Origin of the sequence: Microbacterium sp. SLBN-146 (assembly GCF_006715145.1) — a bacterium.
GTDB lineage: Bacteria > Actinomycetota > Actinomycetes > Actinomycetales > Microbacteriaceae > Microbacterium.
On the sequence record NZ_VFMR01000001.1, the window covers coordinates 263,663 to 279,328 of the forward strand.

The following is a 15,666-nucleotide window of genomic DNA, read 5'->3' on the forward strand; positions in this document are numbered from 1 at the left end:
TCGATGACGTGCTTCCCGAGCGCGGCTGCGCGCGCGACACGTGCGTGAGTGAGGAAACTCTAACAAAGCCCCCCGCGGGACACTGGATGACGACTGTGGAGAACCTGGGCGCGCCGCGGCTCAGGTCGAGGCGTCACCCGGATCGAAGGGGGCGTCGAGCGAACGCGACAGTTCCTCGAGCATCGCGGCGATCTGGGGCTCGACATACTCCGTGACGGCAGCCTGGATGCGCAGGCGATGGTGGAGGAGCACCGTGCAGACCTCGCGGCCCACCATGTTGGCGTAGTCGTCGGCCAGCCCCACCTCTTGTCGGAGCGCAGCTTTCGCTTCGTCCGACAGCGGCGGAAGGTCGGGAACTCCCTTGTCCGCTTCTTGTGCGAGACCCGCGATCGTGAAGAGGAAGGGGGAGCCGGGGACGGGATCCGGGTCGAGCGGCAAGCCGTCGAACTCGGGCGGGAGTCCTTCGCTCGGCCGATAGCTGCGTGCGCGATTCCGCGCGGCCTGCTGGTCGAGCTCGGCCTGCAGCATCGGGAGGTTGAGCGCCGTGTACGTGGTGACCGCATGATCGACGATCGACTTCATGCGGGTCGAAAGCCCGTGCTGCACACCGTGGGGCACATCGGCGCCCAAGCCGGCCGCCGACAGGATGGGAGAGCCGAAGCACCTCCGGCACGGGGCCACGCGGCCGCGGTGCGTCGCGGGCTCCCAGCGGGGAAGCCACGCGAGCCAGGCGTCCACCGCCTGGCTGACCTGCGTCTCGAGCGACCGCTCCACGGCTCAACGCTAGCCCCTCAGGGCCGCCGACCCGCAGTACGGCGCGGACGGAGTCAGTCCTCGTCCTCTTCCCACGGCCACTGCGGGCGCCGTGAACGCGTGCGCACGAGGGCGATTCCGCCCCACGCGCAGATCGCGCCGGCGGTGACGACGACGAGCCCGACCCAGGATGTCGCGAAGCGTATCGAGACGCCCATCGCGACCCCGAGGCCCGCCCCGCTGAAGACGCCGCCGACACCTGCGCCGACGATGGCGGCGAACGCCGCCGAGATCGCGACCCACGCGGCATTCCAGAACGACGGATGCGGCTGCCGCACGACGCCGAGCAGGGAGAACGCGAAGACGGCGAGGCTCAGCACCATCGCGGCAACCCCGGGGACGGGTCCCAGACCGCGGGTTTCGATGACATCCTCGCCGAGCACGAGGGAGAGCATCCCCCATCCGAAGATGACGAGCGTGACGAAGGCCGTCGTCGCGAAGACGACCGCGAGCCCCGGGCCGACGGCCCCGCCCGACGAGGAGCCGTCGGACGCGTCGCCGCGGGGTGGCGGTGTCATCTACGCACGGACGAGCTGCGGCCCGGCCTCGAGCGTCCGCTCGTACTCGCGCTGCGCCTCGGCATTCAGCTCGGTGACGCGCTTGCCGCGGGCCGCGACCCACGCACCGAACCAGATCGTGAGCTCGCGCCCGAAGACGAAGGCGGCGATCGCGAGCGGTGCGAGCAGCTGGCCCTCGACGAGCTCCGCGCCCTCGCGGGCGGTCAGCAGCCAGAACGGCGCCTGGAACAGTGCGCCGAGGAGATGTCCGGCGTACGCGGCGATGCCGACGAGAAGGCCCGTCACGACCCAGACACCCCAGCGACCGCGGTTGATGATCGCGCCGAGGAACCAGAAGGCGAGGAAGAAGACGACGGTCGGCACCCACAGCGACCACGTCGTGAGGGCGGCGAGCGCATCCGTCCCGACGGTCTCGAGCGTCACGTCGCCCGCGATGGCACCGAAGCCCAGCCACGCACCGAGGTAAAGGATCGCGAAGCTCAGTGCGGCGAGGACGCCGATGGCACCGGCCGCGGCGCGGTTGCCGCGGGGCCGGGGCGCTTCGGGAGCCTGCACGAAGATCGGCTGGGGAGCGACGACGGGCGCTGCCGCGGCACCGGCGACGGCCGCACCGCCCGCAACAGCGGCAGGTTCGTAGGCGGTGGTCGGAGCGTCGTAGGCTGTCGTCTCCTGCTCCACGACGACAGTCTCTTCGACGCGGGTCGGCTCGTCCTCGAGAGGAGCGTCGACGGCCCACGAGGGAGGCTCGGCGGCCCACTCGTTCGCGGCGGACGGCGCCTCGTCGGCGGGTGTGGCGGGCTCGGTCACGACGGTCTCGGACACGACGGTCTCGGAGACGACGGGCTCGGACTCGACGGGGCGGTCGGTCGCTTCTCGTCCGGCTGCCTCGGCATCCGCGAGGCCCTCTTGGGCACGCACGACGACATCGTCGACATGGGTCGGCTCGTCGACGGGATCGCCGTATGAAGACTTGGGGTCACTCATCGGAGGCACTCCTCACGGTGTTGTGGATATCCGCAGGGCGAGGCTAACCCCTCGATGCCTCGCAGCCCCGCAGGCGTGCCGCGATCGCGCGGCGCGGTGTCCGTCCGGAGTTCTCGCGGGCGTGGCGGCCTCGCACGTCGCGGCCTGCGAGATATCTTCGTGCCCATGGCCTCCCTCTTGGCACGCCGGGCCCGCACCGTCGCCCTCGCCTCCGTCGCGCTGATGCTCGCGGGCGGACTGACAGCCTGCGCCGGGGAGCCGGGAACGGCAGAGACCTCGGGCTGGACGATCTCGGGATCGACGGCGACGAGGACGCCCGACCCGACGGCATCCGCTTCGCCATCCGCGACCACGACCTCCGCCGAGCTTCCGACGGACTGCCGCGAGATTCTGAGCGAGGCCGTGCTCGCCGAGCTCGGCGACACCCCGCTCAACGACCCCGCATTCGCACCCAACGGCGTGCAACCGGGCGGGACGCTCATCTGCGTCTGGCGTGATCCGCAGACCGACACGACAGGGCTCGTCACGACGATTTCGCGGATGCTCCGCGGTCCGGCCCTGGACATGTTGAACACTCTCGCCGACGACGAGGGCTTCACGTGCTACACCCCCGACGACGGCACGCGGTGCGAGAAGACGTGGCAGAACGAGACCTATCCCGTGACCGACGGACGCACGCTGTTCTGGCGCGACGACATCCTCATCGACACGCAGTACTCGAACCTCGCGCCGGCCGGGTACACCGACGCGATCGTCGGGAAGCTGTTCGGTTCCTGACCCTGGGCGCGGTCAGGGCCAGATGAAGGTCGTGAGCCGGCCGCTGTAGTCGTCGGGTGACCAGCCGGTCGCGACGTTCGAGAGCCAGAGACCGTCCCGAAGGACGTGCGACTCGGTGTCGCTGCCGCGGGAGCGCGTGCACGTGAGCCCGGCATCGTCGTTCGTGCAGGAGAATCCCTGCGCCGCGAGGGATGCCTCGACGATCGGCCCGGAGTCGGCCGCGACGCTCATGAGGGCCGAGCTGATCGATCCACCGGATCCCAGCGCCCAGGAGCAGCTCAGCCGGACCGTCGGCGCGAGCGCATCGAGCAGCTCGGGGGCAGCGATGGTCGGGCGCGTCGTCCCTTGCGACAGCAGGACGTCACCGTGCCAAATGAGCTCGGCCCACAACTGGTCGGGGTAGAGGTCGCGGCAGTCGAGAGTGCCGTCGACGGCGAGGACCTCGGCCGGGCTCGGCTCGTCGGCGGCTTCATCGGCAGCGACGGCGGTCGCCCGCAGACTGTCGCCGACCCACGCGACGGCGACGGGGATCATAGGCACCGCGAGCCACACGAGGGCTCCGACGACGGCGACGGAAAGGATGCCGACAGGGATCGCGAGCCACAGGCTCCGCCCGGCGATACGCGCCATCATGACCTCCCCTCGTCCACGCTAGACATGTCCTCCTCGCGAACCCTACCGGCACGCGGGGAACGCCGTGGTGCGCGGGGATCCTCCGTATTCGTCGGGAGCGCGCCCCCCGCAACTTACGGCCAGTCGCCCGTGAGGTAGGCCTCGGCGGCGCGGTGGCGGAAGCGGTACTGCGTGCCGCGGCTGATGATGCCACGGACGGTGTCGAGGCGCTGAGACGTCGGGCCGGCGTCGGATGCTCTCTTCAAGCCCAGCTCTTTCGCGATCCGACTGAGTGTGCGCTCGTCTGGGGAAAGACCTGCCATGGCCTCGACGAACTGGCGCTCCCGATCCGGAAGCCGCTGGAGAATCCGCTGGACGTGCGTTTCGGCTTCTGCACGCGCCGATTTCCAGCCCGCCTCGACGTGATCCAGAGTGATGATGTTGGTGCTCGCGGCATACCAGGCACGTTCGCCGGCGAGCTGGAACAGGAACGGCTCGCCGCAGCACAGCTCGATGATCCTGTCGACCGCATCGGGGGTCATGAACACCCGGCTCATCCCGCCGTCGCCGTCGGGGACCTCCCATCCATCGATCAGGAACGGCCGCAGCGCCGAGGCGAGATCCCCGTCGTCGAGCGCCTCAAGTGTGGTCGTCCGGAAGCGTCTCGCGAAGGTCGCTCCGGTGCGCCCTCCGGTCATGTCCGCAAACTCTGGCAGGCCCGTCAGATACACGGCGATCGGCAGCGCACGAGCGACCTGCACGCCGCCCGGAGCAGTCACGAGCTCCTCGTAGACGAGAGCGTCGCCCAGCGCGATGAGCAGCTGCGAGAGCGCGTCGTCGTTGGTGATGTTCTGCATTTCGTCGATGTGAATCAGAACGACGTTGCCCCTCTTGAGGGCGGCGCGGCCTACCTCGATGAGAAGCTCGGTGAGCACGGTGTACGGCTCGGGTCCGGCCTGCTGTCGCAGGGTCAACGAGATTCCGGATGCCGCCACCGCCTGGACGCGCTCGAGGGCGTCCTTGATCTTCTCCTCGCGCGACGTGCTCAGGCCCGCTGCGCTGGCGAGCGTGAGGATGGCGGCCGCGACCAGCTTCAACGGGTCGGCCCCCGAGGGAATCCGTAGCTGCGGGGTGACCCAGTCCCCCGCTTTCGCCGCTTCGCGCGCGATGCGGCGCACCAGGGTGGACTTCCCGAGGCCCGCTTCACCGAGAACGGTCCTGCCTCGTTCGGGGAGACCGGCGATGCGCCTCGGGCGCACCACATCGCGCCAGTCGCCGAGCTGCTCGGTGCGACCGGCCCACACCTCGGGCACCGTGTCCGACCCGGGGCTGAAGGGAGAGTTGAGGGCGGTGCGCATTTCGATAACTTTATCAATGGATCGGAGTGTCGATAAAGTTATCAGCTTCCCGGAACGCCGAAGGCCCCCGAGCAGATGCCGGGGGCCTTCGGTCGTGATCGGATCGGGGTGCGAATCGGGCGGAGATCTCGGTACGCCCGCTGCGCGGGCTACTCGATCTAGACCCGACTCGCGTCAACGCGCGCTACGCGCGCATTGACCCGAGTCGCGTCTAGTTGTAGGACGTGAAGTCGCCGTCGGTGGAGAAGCTGTCGAAGTCGACGTAGCTCAGGTCGGCGTCCGAGAACGCACCGTCCGAGGCGAAGATGCGGTTGGGGTACCGCTCGCTCTTGGCCTCTTCCGTCGCCTCGACCGTGACGTTGCGGTACTTCGCAAGTCCCGTTCCGGCGGGGATGAGCTTTCCGATGATGACGTTCTCCTTGAGGCCGACGAGCGGGTCGCTCTTGCCCTCCATGGCCGCCTGCGTCAGGACGCGGGTGGTCTCCTGGAACGACGCGGCCGACAGCCACGACTCGGTCGCAAGCGACGCCTTCGTGATACCCATCAGCTCGGGACGACCCGACGCGGGGCGCTTGCCCTCGACGACGGCCTCGCGGTTGATCGACTGGTACTTCTTGAAGTCGACCAGCTCACCCGGGAGCAGCGTCGTGTCACCGTGGTCGACGACCGTGACCTTCCGCAGCATCTGACGGACGATGACCTCGATGTGCTTGTCGTGGATCGGCACACCCTGCGAGCGGTACACGCCCTGCACGCCGCCGACGAGGTACTTCTGCACCTCGCGGGCACCCTGCACGCGCATGACCTCCTTGGGGTCGAGCGTTCCGACCTGGAGCTGCTGTCCGACCGTCACGCGCTGACCGTCCTCGACGAGGAGGGTCGCACGCTTGAGCACGGGGTACACGTGCGGCTCGTCGCCGTTGTCGGGCGTCAGGATGAGCTTCTTGGAGCGGTCCGTCTCGTCGATCGTGATGCGGCCATCGGCCTCGGCGATCGGCGATGCACCCTTGGGGGTACGGGCCTCGAAGAGCTCCTGCACACGGGGAAGACCCTGCGTGATGTCGTCCGCCGATGCCGAACCACCCGTGTGGAAGGTACGCATCGTGAGCTGGGTTCCCGGCTCACCGATGGACTGGGCCGCGATGATGCCGACGGCCTCTCCGATGTCGACGATCTTTCCGGTCGCGAGCGAGCGGCCGTAACACTGCGCGCAGACACCCACGGCGGAATCGCACGTGAGGACCGAACGCACCTTGATCGTCTCGACACCCGACTCCACGAGACGGTTGATGAGCACGTCGCCGACGTCGTCACCGGCATCCGCCAGGACTTCACCCGAGGGCGAGACGACCTGCTCGGCGAGGGTACGCGCGAACACCGAGTTCTCGACGTTGGCGTCCTTGACGAGCGTGCCGTCCGTTCCGGGAGCCGCGATGGTGAACTCGAGACCCTTCGTCGTGCCGCAGTCCTCTTCGCGGATGATGACATCCTGCGAGACGTCCACGAGACGACGCGTGAGGTAGCCCGAGTCGGCCGTACGGAGAGCCGTGTCGGCCAGACCCTTACGGGCACCGTGCGTCGCGATGAAGTACTCCGCCACCGACAGACCCTCGCGGTACGAGGAGATGATCGGACGCGGGATGATCTCACCCTTGGGGTTGTTCACGAGGCCACGCATACCCGCGATGTTGCGGATCTGCAGCCAGTTACCACGTGCACCCGACGACACCATGCGGTTGATGGTGTTGTCCTCCGGGAAGTTGTCGCGCATGGCCTTCTGGACCTCATCGGTCGCCTCGGTCCAGATCTTGATGAGCTCCTGACGACGCTCGGCGTCGGTCGTGAGGCCCTTCTCGAACTGTGCCTGAGCCTTCGCGGCGGCCTTCTCGTGCTTCGCGACGATCTCGCCCTTGTTGGGGGGCGTGAGGATGTCGGAGAGCGCGACCGTCACACCCGAGCGCGTGGCCCAGTAGAAGCCGGCGTCCTTGATGCGGTCGAGCGACGCAGCGACCTCGACCTTCGGGTACTCCTCGGCCAGCTTGTTGACGATCTGCGACAGCTTGCCCTTGTCTGCCTGCTCGCGAACGAACGGGTAGCCCTTGGGGAGCGTGTCGTTGAAGATCGCCTGACCGAGCGACGCGTCGACGAGACCGTGGCGCTCGTAGCCCTCGGGGGCATCGCCCTCGAGGAAGCTGAGACCCGGAACGCGGATGCGGACCTTCGCCTGCAGGTCGAGGGTTCCCTCGTCCTTCGCGAGGATCGCCTCGCCGACGGAACCGAAGACGCGGCCCTCACCGGCAGCCCCCGCCTTGACCGTGGTCAGGTGGTGGAGGCCGATGATCATGTCCTGCGACGGCAGGGTCACGGGGCGTCCGTCGGACGGCTTCAGGATGTTGTTCGAGGCGAGCATCAGGATGCGAGCCTCGGCCTGGGCCTCGACCGAGAGCGGCAGGTGGACGGCCATCTGGTCACCGTCGAAGTCCGCGTTGAACGCGGCGCAGACGAGCGGGTGCAGCTGGATCGCCTTGCCCTCGACGAGCTGAGGCTCGAAGGCCTGGATGCCGAGACGGTGAAGCGTAGGCGCGCGGTTGAGCAGCACGGGACGCTCGCGGATGATCTCCTCGAGCACGTCCCAGACCTCGGGACGCGTGCGCTCGACGGCGCGCTTGGCCGCCTTGATGTTCTGCGAGTGACCGAGGTCGATCAGGCGCTTGATGACGAACGGCTTGAACAGCTCGAGAGCCATCTGCTTGGGCAGACCACACTGGTGGAGCTTGAGCTGGGGTCCGACGATGATGACCGAACGACCCGAGTAGTCCACGCGCTTGCCGAGCAGGTTCTGGCGGAAACGACCCTGCTTTCCCTTGAGCATGTCGCTCAGGGACTTGAGGGCACGGTTGCCGGTGCCGGTGACGGGGCGACCACGACGGCCGTTGTCGAACAGTGCGTCAACGGCCTCCTGCAGCATCCGCTTCTCGTTGTTGACGATGATCTCGGGAGCACCGAGGTCGATCAGACGACGAAGACGGTTGTTGCGGTTGATGACGCGGCGGTACAGGTCGTTGAGGTCGGAGGTCGCGAAGCGGCCACCGTCGAGCTGGACCATCGGGCGAAGCTCCGGCGGGATCACCGGAACGACGTCGAGCACCATCGACGCGGGAGACATCCCGGTCTGCAGGAACGAGTTGACGACCTTGAGGCGCTTGATCGCGCGGATCTTGCGCTGACCCTTGCCCTCGGAGATCTGCAGGTGCAGGTTCTCGGACTCGGCTGCGAGGTCGAACGCCTCGAGGCGACGCTTGATCGACTCGGCGCCCATGTAGGCCTCGAAGTACTGACCGAAGCGGTCCTGGAGCTCGTGGAAGATCTCGTCCTCGCCCTTGAGCGAGCCGACCTCGAGGGTGCGGAAGTCTTCCCACACGCGCTCGAGCTTGGCGATCTGGTCGTCAGCGCTCTTGCGCGCCTGGGCCATCTCCTTCTCGGCGGCGTCCTTGACCTTCTTCTTCTGGTCGGCCTTGGCACCCTCCTCCTCGAGCGCGGCGAGCTCCTCCTCCAGCTTCTGGAGGCGAGCTGCGATGCGCGCGTCGCGGCGGTCGCCGATCGTCTTGATCTCGAGACGGATGTTGTTCTCCTGCGTCGCGAGGTCGCGGTGACGCGCATCCTCGTCGACGGAGATCACCATGTACGCGGCGAAGTAGATGACCTTCTCGAGGTCCTTCGGCGCCATGTCGAGCAGGTATCCGAGGCGCGAGGGAACGCCCTTGAAGTACCAGATGTGGGTGACGGGGGCGGCGAGCTCGATGTGGCCCATGCGCTCACGACGGACGGAGGACTTGGTGACCTCCACGCCGCAGCGCTCGCACACGATGCCCTTGAAGCGGACGCGCTTGTACTTGCCGCAAGCGCACTCCCAGTCACGGGAGGGCCCGAAGATCTGCTCTCCGAAGAGACCGTCCTTCTCAGGCTTGAGCGTGCGGTAGTTGATGGTCTCGGGCTTCTTGACCTCGCCATACGACCAACGACGGATGTCGTCGGCGGTGGCGAGACCGATGCGAAGCTGGTCGAACGTGGTTGATTCGAGCACTGATTCTCCTGTGTCGGAATTCTGTCGCTGAGTGGCCGGAGTCAGATCTCGTCGATGGACGAGGACTCGAATCGGCTGGAGATGTTGATGCCGAGCTCTTCCGCTGCGCGGAAGGCGTCATCATCGGTGTCGCGGAGGTTGACCGCGGTGCCGTCGGCCGAGAGAACCTCGACGTTCAGGCAGAGCGACTGCATCTCCTTCATGAGGACCTTGAACGACTCGGGGATGCCGGGCTCCTGGATGTTCTCGCCCTTGACGATCGCCTCGTACACCTTGACGCGGCCGAGGATGTCGTCGGACTTGATCGTGAGGAGCTCCTGCAGCGCGTAGGCGGCACCGTAGGCCTCGAGGGCCCACACCTCCATCTCACCGAATCGCTGGCCACCGAACTGCGCCTTACCACCGAGCGGCTGCTGGGTGATCATCGAGTACGGGCCCGTCGACCGTGCGTGGATCTTGTCGTCCACGAGGTGGTGCAGCTTCAGGATGTACATGTAGCCGACCGAGATGGGAGCCGGGAAGGGCTCGCCGGAGCGTCCGTCGAACAGGAGCGTCTTGCCCGTGCGGTCGATGAGTCGCTCACCGTCGCGCGTCGGCAGCGTCGAGTCGAGGAGACCAGCGATCTCGTCCTCGAACGCACCGTCGAACACGGGGGTGGCGACCTTCGTGCCGGGTGCCGCTTCACGCGCCGCCTCGGGCAGGCTCGCGGCCCACTCGGGGTTGCCCTCGACCTTCCAGCCCTGCTGGGAGATCCAGCCGAGGTGGAGTTCGAGCACCTGTCCGAAGTTCATTCGACCGGGGATGCCGAGCGGGTTGAGGATCACCTGGACGGGCGTGCCGTCCGCGAGGAACGGCATGTCCTCGACGGGGAGGATCTTCGCGATGACGCCCTTGTTGCCGTGACGGCCGGCGAGCTTGTCACCCTCGGTGATCTTGCGCTTCTGGGCGATGTAGACCACGACGCGGCGGTTGACGCCCGAGCCGAGCTCGTCGTCGCCGTCCTCGGCGTTGAACTCCTTGACGGCGATGATCGTGCCCTGCTCACCGTGGGGAACCTTGAGCGACGTGTCGCGCACTTCGCGGCTCTTCTCGTTGAAGATCGCGCGGAGCAGGCGCTCCTCGGCCGACAGCTCGGTCTCGCCCTTCGGCGTGACCTTGCCGACGAGGATGTCGCCGGGGCGCACCTCGGCACCGATGCGGATGATGCCGCGCTCGTCGAGGTCCTTCAGCAGGTCGGGGCTGACGTTGGGGAGATCGCGCGTGATCTCCTCCTTGCCGAGCTTCGTGTCACGGGCATCCACCTCGTACTCCTCGATGTGGATCGAGGAGAGGGTGTCGTCCTTCACGAGGTCCTGGCTGAGGATGATCGCGTCCTCGAAGTTGTGGCCCTCCCACGTCATGAACGCGACGAGGAGGTTCTTGCCGAGCGCGAGCTCGCCGTTCTCCGTCGCCGGTCCGTCGGCGATGACCTCGCCCTTCTCGATGCGGTCGCCCGCCGAGACGATGACGCGCTGGTTGTAGCTCGTGCCCTGGTTGGAGCGGTCGAACTTGCGGAGGTAGTACTCCTGCGTGCCGCCCTCGTCGAGCTGGACCGTCACGACGTCGGCCGAAACCTCGACGACGACACCGGCCTTCTCGGCGGTGACGACGTCGCCAGCGTCGATCGCGGCGTAGCCCTCCATACCGGTTCCGACGACAGGCGAGTCGGAGCGGAGGAGCGGAACAGCCTGACGCTGCATGTTGGCACCCATGAGGGCGCGGTTCGCGTCGTCGTGCTCGAGGAACGGGATGAGCGACGTGGCGACCGAGACCATCTGGCGCGGCGAGACGTCCATGTAGCCGATCTCGTCGGCGTGGAAGAGGTCGACCTCGCCACCCTGACCGCGGCGGGCGAGAACGCGCTCCTGCGCGAAGCTGCCGTCGGGACGGAGCTCGACACCGGCCTGGGCGACGATGTGGTCGCTCTCCTCCGACGCCGTGAGGTAGTCGATCGTCTCGCTGACCTTGCCGTCGATGACGCGGCGGTACGGCGTCTCGATGAAACCGAAGGCGTTGATGCGTGCGAACGACGCGAGCGAGCCGATCAGACCGATGTTCGGGCCTTCCGGCGTCTCGATCGGGCACATGCGGCCGTAGTGCGACGGGTGGACGTCGCGGACCTCGACGCCGGCACGCTCACGCGAAAGACCACCGGGGCCCAGCGCCGACAGGCGGCGCTTGTGGGTCAGACCCGCGAGCGGGTTGTTCTGGTCCATGAACTGCGACAGCTGCGACGTTCCGAAGAACTCCTTGATCGCCGCGACCACGGGACGCACGTTGATGAGCGTCTGGGGCGTGATCGCCTCGATGTCCTGCGTCGTCATGCGCTCGCGGACGACGCGCTCCATGCGCGACAGACCCGTGCGGACCTGGTTCTGGATGAGCTCGCCGACAGCGCGGATACGGCGGTTGCCGAAGTTGTCGATGTCGTCGGTGTCCAGGCGGATCTCGGCGGGCTTGCCGCCACGGATGCCGTCGAACGTGTCGTCACCACGGTGCAGGCGCACGAGGTACTTGATCGTCGCGACGATGTCGGCGGTCGTCAGCACGGAGTCGGACAGCGGGGTGTCCAGGCCGAGCTTCTGGTTGATCTTGTACCGACCGACCTTCGCGAGGTCGTAGCGCTTCGGGTTGAAGTAGAAGTTGTCCAGCAGCGCGCGGGCGGCCTCAGCGGCGACCTGCTCGCCCGGACGCAGCTTGCGGTAGATGTCGCGGAGGGCGTCTTCCTTCGAGAGGATCGTGTCCTTGGACAGCGTCTCTTCGATCGAGTCGAAGCCGGCGAACTCGTTCAGGATCTCTTCGCTCGTCAGGCCCAGGGCCTTGAGGAAGACCGTGACCGACTGCTTGCGCTTGCGGTCGATGCGCACGCCGACCTGGTCGCGCTTGTCGACCTCGAACTCGAGCCAGGCGCCACGGCTCGGGATGATGCGCGCCGAGACGATGTCCTTGTCGGAGGTCTTGTCGGCGGTCTTGTCGAAGTAGACACCGGGCGAACGGACGAGCTGCGACACGACGACACGCTCGGTGCCGTTGATGATGAACGTGCCCTTGCCGGTCTGGAGCGGGAAGTCGCCCATGAAGACCGTCTGCGTCTTGATCTCACCGGTCTGGTGGTTCATGAACTCGGCCTCGACGTAGAGCGGGGCGGCGTAGGTCTTGCCGCGCTCCTTGCACTCGTCGATCGAGTACTTCTCAGGCTCGAGGTACGGGTTCGTGAACGAGAGTTGCATCGTCTCGCTCAGGTCTTCGATCGGGGAGATCTCCTCGAAGATCTCCTCGAGGCCGCTGATCTCGGGCACGTCGGTGCGGCCCTGAGCCTTCGCCTCTGCGACACGAGCCTTCCAGGACTCGTTTCCGACGAGCCAATCGAAGGACTCCGTCTGCAGCGCGAGGAGGTCAGGAACCTCGAGCGTGTCGGAGATCTTGGCGAACGAGAGGCGGGATACTCCGCGACCGCTCTTCATGGTGGTGTGGTTGGATGCGTTGCTCGCAGCAGCCAAGGGGATAACCTCCGTAGACCCGAGGGGCCTGTTTCCTTGTCGTCAGGTGGAGTGCTCCGCCACTTCCCCGAAAGTCCGGCGCCGCACTCCGCATCGCACCGAAGGGCGACAGGGGGGCACGCGGGCACAGCCGACCACCATATGAAGGCAGGGGGAATCGAAGCGCAACTACCGACTATACGTCGTAAATCTCGCTGTGTCCAGTCTGATTCTTGACGAGTCCGTGTCGCTGCGGTATAACCGCGAGACTCGCACGGGAATTCCGCGGCATCCCGTGGAATCTTCGCGCGTGTCGGGCCAAGATGTGGGACATGACTGGGGATCACAGCCCCGTGATTCGCACGCCTGACCAGCGGATCCGGGTGTTCGTGAGTTCGACGCTGCATGAGCTCGCGGCTGAGCGGCGCGCCGTTCGGGCCGCCGTCGAGCGCCTGCGCATGGCACCCGTCATGTTCGAGCTCGGTGCGCGGCCGCATCCGCCGCGCGACCTCTACCGCTCGTATCTCGAGCAGAGCGACGTCTTCGTCGGCATCTACGGAGGCAGCTACGGGTGGGTGGCGCCGGGCGAGGAGATCTCCGGGCTCGAAGACGAGTACCGTCTCGCCCCCGCGACGATGCCGAAGCTCATCTATGTAAAGAGTGCGAAGGAGCGCGACGACAGACTCACGGCGCTCATCGCCCGCATCCAGCGGGACGACACGGCGGCCTATCTGCACTTCCACTCGGAGGACGACCTGGAAGAGCAGGTGGCGAACGACCTCGCGACGCTCCTCGCGGATCGCTTCGACGACGCCCGCACCGTCGCGGGCGCTGCCGCCGATGTCGCCGTGCCGCCGCTCGCCGCGCGGGTCCCCGTGCCGTACACGACCACGATCGGGCGCGACGAGGACATCGCGGCCGTGCGCGGGATGCTCGGGGGCGGCGTCGATCGCGTCGTCAGCCTCATCGGTCCCGGTGGCATCGGCAAGAGCCGACTGGCGATCGAGACGGCCCTCGCCGCAGATGACCTCTTTCCCGACGGGACGTACTTCGTCCCGCTCGAAGGCGTCCTCGAGCCGGGACTCCTCCTTCCCACCCTCTCTTTCGCGCTCGGGATACGGGACAACGGCGAAGCTGCACTGGAAGAGCGGATCGCGCTCGCGCTCGCCGATCGGCGCGTGCTCATCGTTCTCGACAACTTCGAGCAGCTCGTGGCGGCAGCCCCCGTCCTCGTCCGCCTCTACACCGTCGCGCCGACGGCGATGTTCCTCGTGACGAGCCGCATCGTGCTGCACATCCGCGGGGAGCGCGTCTACGAGGTCCCGTCCCTCGCGACCCCCGTCGGAGAGAGCGCTGCGAGCCTCGACAGCGGCACCCGCACCCCCGCCGTCGCGCTGTTCGTCGATCGCGCGCGAGCCCTCAAGCCCGACTTCGACGTCACCCCCGCCAATGCCCGGGACCTCGCCGACATCTGCCGACGCCTGGAGGGCATGCCGCTCGCGATCGAACTCGCCGCCGCCAAGGTGAGGATCCTGGCCCCCGCAGGCATCGCCGACCGGCTCAGCAAGAGCCTCCCGCTCCTCTCGGCATCCGTGCGCGATCTGCCGGAGCGGCACCGCACGATGCGGGCGACGATCGACTGGAGCGTGAGCCTTCTTCCCGAGGTGCAGCGCGATCTGCTCGAAGACCTCGGCGTCTTCGCGACGAGGTTCACCCTCGATGCCGTGGAGGCCCTGGCGAAAGGGCGCTCGTGGGAGGGCAATACCCTCGATGCGCTCACGGCCCTCGTCGACGGTTCGCTCGTGAAGCAGACCGAGCTCGGTCGCCGCTCGGTCTTCTCGCTGCTCGCCGTCGTCCGCGAGTACGCCCTGGAACGCCTCAAGGCGCGTGGCGACGCCGATCGCGCCCGCGCCGCCCACGCCGACTACTACCGCGACCTCGTGCTGCGCCTCGCCCCGGGCCTCGGCGGCAAGGGCCAGGCGGATGCCGTCCTGCAGCTCGGCCTCGAACTGCCGAACCTCCGCGCGGCCGTCCGGCATCTCGTCTACATGAACCGTCTCGACGACGCCGGCGAGTTCGCGTGGCGGCTCCTCATCTACTGGTGGATCTCGGGCTTCTTCGCCGAAGTGCGCCTGTGGATGCTCGAGCTCCTCGAGAAGCAGCACTCCCACCCCATCACTCAGCACACGCGGGCCGTCGCGTGGTTCCTCGCGCTGTGGGGCGAGATGTGGCAGCGGCCGAGCGAACAGGTCGTCGCGGGACTCGGAGAGTGCGTGCGACTCTTCGCCGAGGCGGGTGACGCCGATGCGGCCGCCATGGCACTCGCCGCCCGCGCGACGGCGCGCGTGCAGTTGCAGGATCCGGATGCCGCGAAGGCCGAGGCCGAACTGCGCGACGCCGTGACCCGCCTGCGCGAATTGGGCAATGGATGGGCGGAGGCGATCACCGAGGTGTCGCTCGGTCGACTGGCGTGGTTCCGCGACTCGACGGCCGAAGCGCTCGCGCACTTCGATCGGGCGGCCGAGATCGCCGAGGCCCGCGAGGACCTCTTCACCCGATCCGTCGCCGGCAACCTGCGCTCGCGCCTCAACTTCCAGCTCGGCCACATCGATCTCGCCGAGACCGAATTCGTCGAGACCCTCCTGATCTCGGTCGGGCTGCACTACGAAGAGGGCCTCGCCTACGGGCTCGAAGGCATCTGCGCCGTCGCGGCTGCCCGGGGCGAGGCGTGGCGCGCCGCCGCGCTCGCCGTCGCGGCGGGCGTCATCCGCAGGCGGATCGGGATCTTCGACGTCGAGGCGTTCACGGTGCACACCCCCTATCTCGAGATCCTGCGCGGTCGGGATGCCGCGACCGTCGTGGCGGGCGAGGAGGCGGGCGCCGACCTGTCGATCGCGGAGGCCGTCCGCCTGGCGCTTCCTGACGAGGAATTCGCGCGCGTCTCCGACCTGGTGCGCCACTGGTGATCGGGATGGTTGACGCGATGCGCGGCGTGGCCTCAC

The 15,666-nt window shown here is 67.6% G+C and carries 9 protein-coding genes; 2 read left to right on the forward strand and 7 right to left on the reverse strand.

Annotation, left to right across the window (positions count from 1 at the left end):
- Positions 1 to 120: 120 nt before the first annotated feature.
- Genes FBY39_RS01035 through FBY39_RS01045 form a run of 3 tightly spaced genes read right to left on the reverse strand, consistent with a single transcriptional unit; the run spans position 121 to position 2,315 of the window.
- Positions 121 to 774, reverse strand: coding sequence for a spermidine/putrescine ABC transporter substrate-binding protein (locus FBY39_RS01035; protein WP_141929826.1), 654 nt, complete (start codon positions 772 to 774; stop codon positions 121 to 123).
- A 53-nt stretch (positions 775 to 827) separates the two neighbouring features.
- Positions 828 to 1,331: a hypothetical protein gene (locus FBY39_RS01040; protein ID WP_141929827.1), complete on the reverse strand. Its 504-nt coding sequence runs from the start codon at positions 1,329 to 1,331 to the stop codon at positions 828 to 830.
- The gene (locus tag FBY39_RS01045; RefSeq protein ID WP_141929828.1) at positions 1,332 to 2,315 is read right to left on the reverse strand and encodes an ABC transporter; all 984 of its coding nucleotides are present in this window, start codon (positions 2,313 to 2,315) and stop codon (positions 1,332 to 1,334) included.
- A 165-nt stretch (positions 2,316 to 2,480) separates the two neighbouring features.
- On the opposite strand from FBY39_RS01045, the gene FBY39_RS01050 reads away from it, so the two are divergent.
- Entirely contained in the window at positions 2,481 to 3,092 is a 612-nt protein-coding gene (locus FBY39_RS01050) for a hypothetical protein (protein ID WP_141929829.1), read from the forward strand.
- A 12-nt stretch (positions 3,093 to 3,104) separates the two neighbouring features.
- Here FBY39_RS01050 and FBY39_RS01055 read toward each other — a convergent pair whose 3' ends face one another.
- The 4 genes from FBY39_RS01055 to rpoB form a co-directional block, all read right to left on the reverse strand.
- A complete protein-coding gene (locus FBY39_RS01055) occupies positions 3,105 to 3,725 on the reverse strand; it encodes a hypothetical protein (RefSeq protein WP_141929830.1) in 621 nt (206 codons plus the stop codon).
- A 113-nt stretch (positions 3,726 to 3,838) separates the two neighbouring features.
- Positions 3,839 to 5,062, reverse strand: a complete 1,224-nt coding sequence (locus FBY39_RS01060; protein WP_141929831.1) for an ATP-binding protein — start codon at positions 5,060 to 5,062, stop codon at positions 3,839 to 3,841.
- Between the two features lie 211 nt (positions 5,063 to 5,273).
- On the reverse strand, positions 5,274 to 9,146 hold the full coding sequence (gene rpoC / locus FBY39_RS01065) for a DNA-directed RNA polymerase subunit beta' (protein WP_141929832.1): 3,873 nt from the start codon (positions 9,144 to 9,146) through the stop codon (positions 5,274 to 5,276).
- Between the two features lie 41 nt (positions 9,147 to 9,187).
- The gene (rpoB, locus tag FBY39_RS01070; protein WP_141929833.1) at positions 9,188 to 12,685 is read right to left on the reverse strand and encodes a DNA-directed RNA polymerase subunit beta; all 3,498 of its coding nucleotides are present in this window, start codon (positions 12,683 to 12,685) and stop codon (positions 9,188 to 9,190) included.
- Between the two features lie 332 nt (positions 12,686 to 13,017).
- Between rpoB and FBY39_RS01075 the strand changes: the two genes are divergently transcribed.
- On the forward strand, positions 13,018 to 15,630 hold the full coding sequence (locus FBY39_RS01075) for a DUF4062 domain-containing protein (RefSeq protein ID WP_222115640.1): 2,613 nt from the start codon (positions 13,018 to 13,020) through the stop codon (positions 15,628 to 15,630).
- The last annotated feature ends 36 nt before the right edge of the window (positions 15,631 to 15,666 follow it).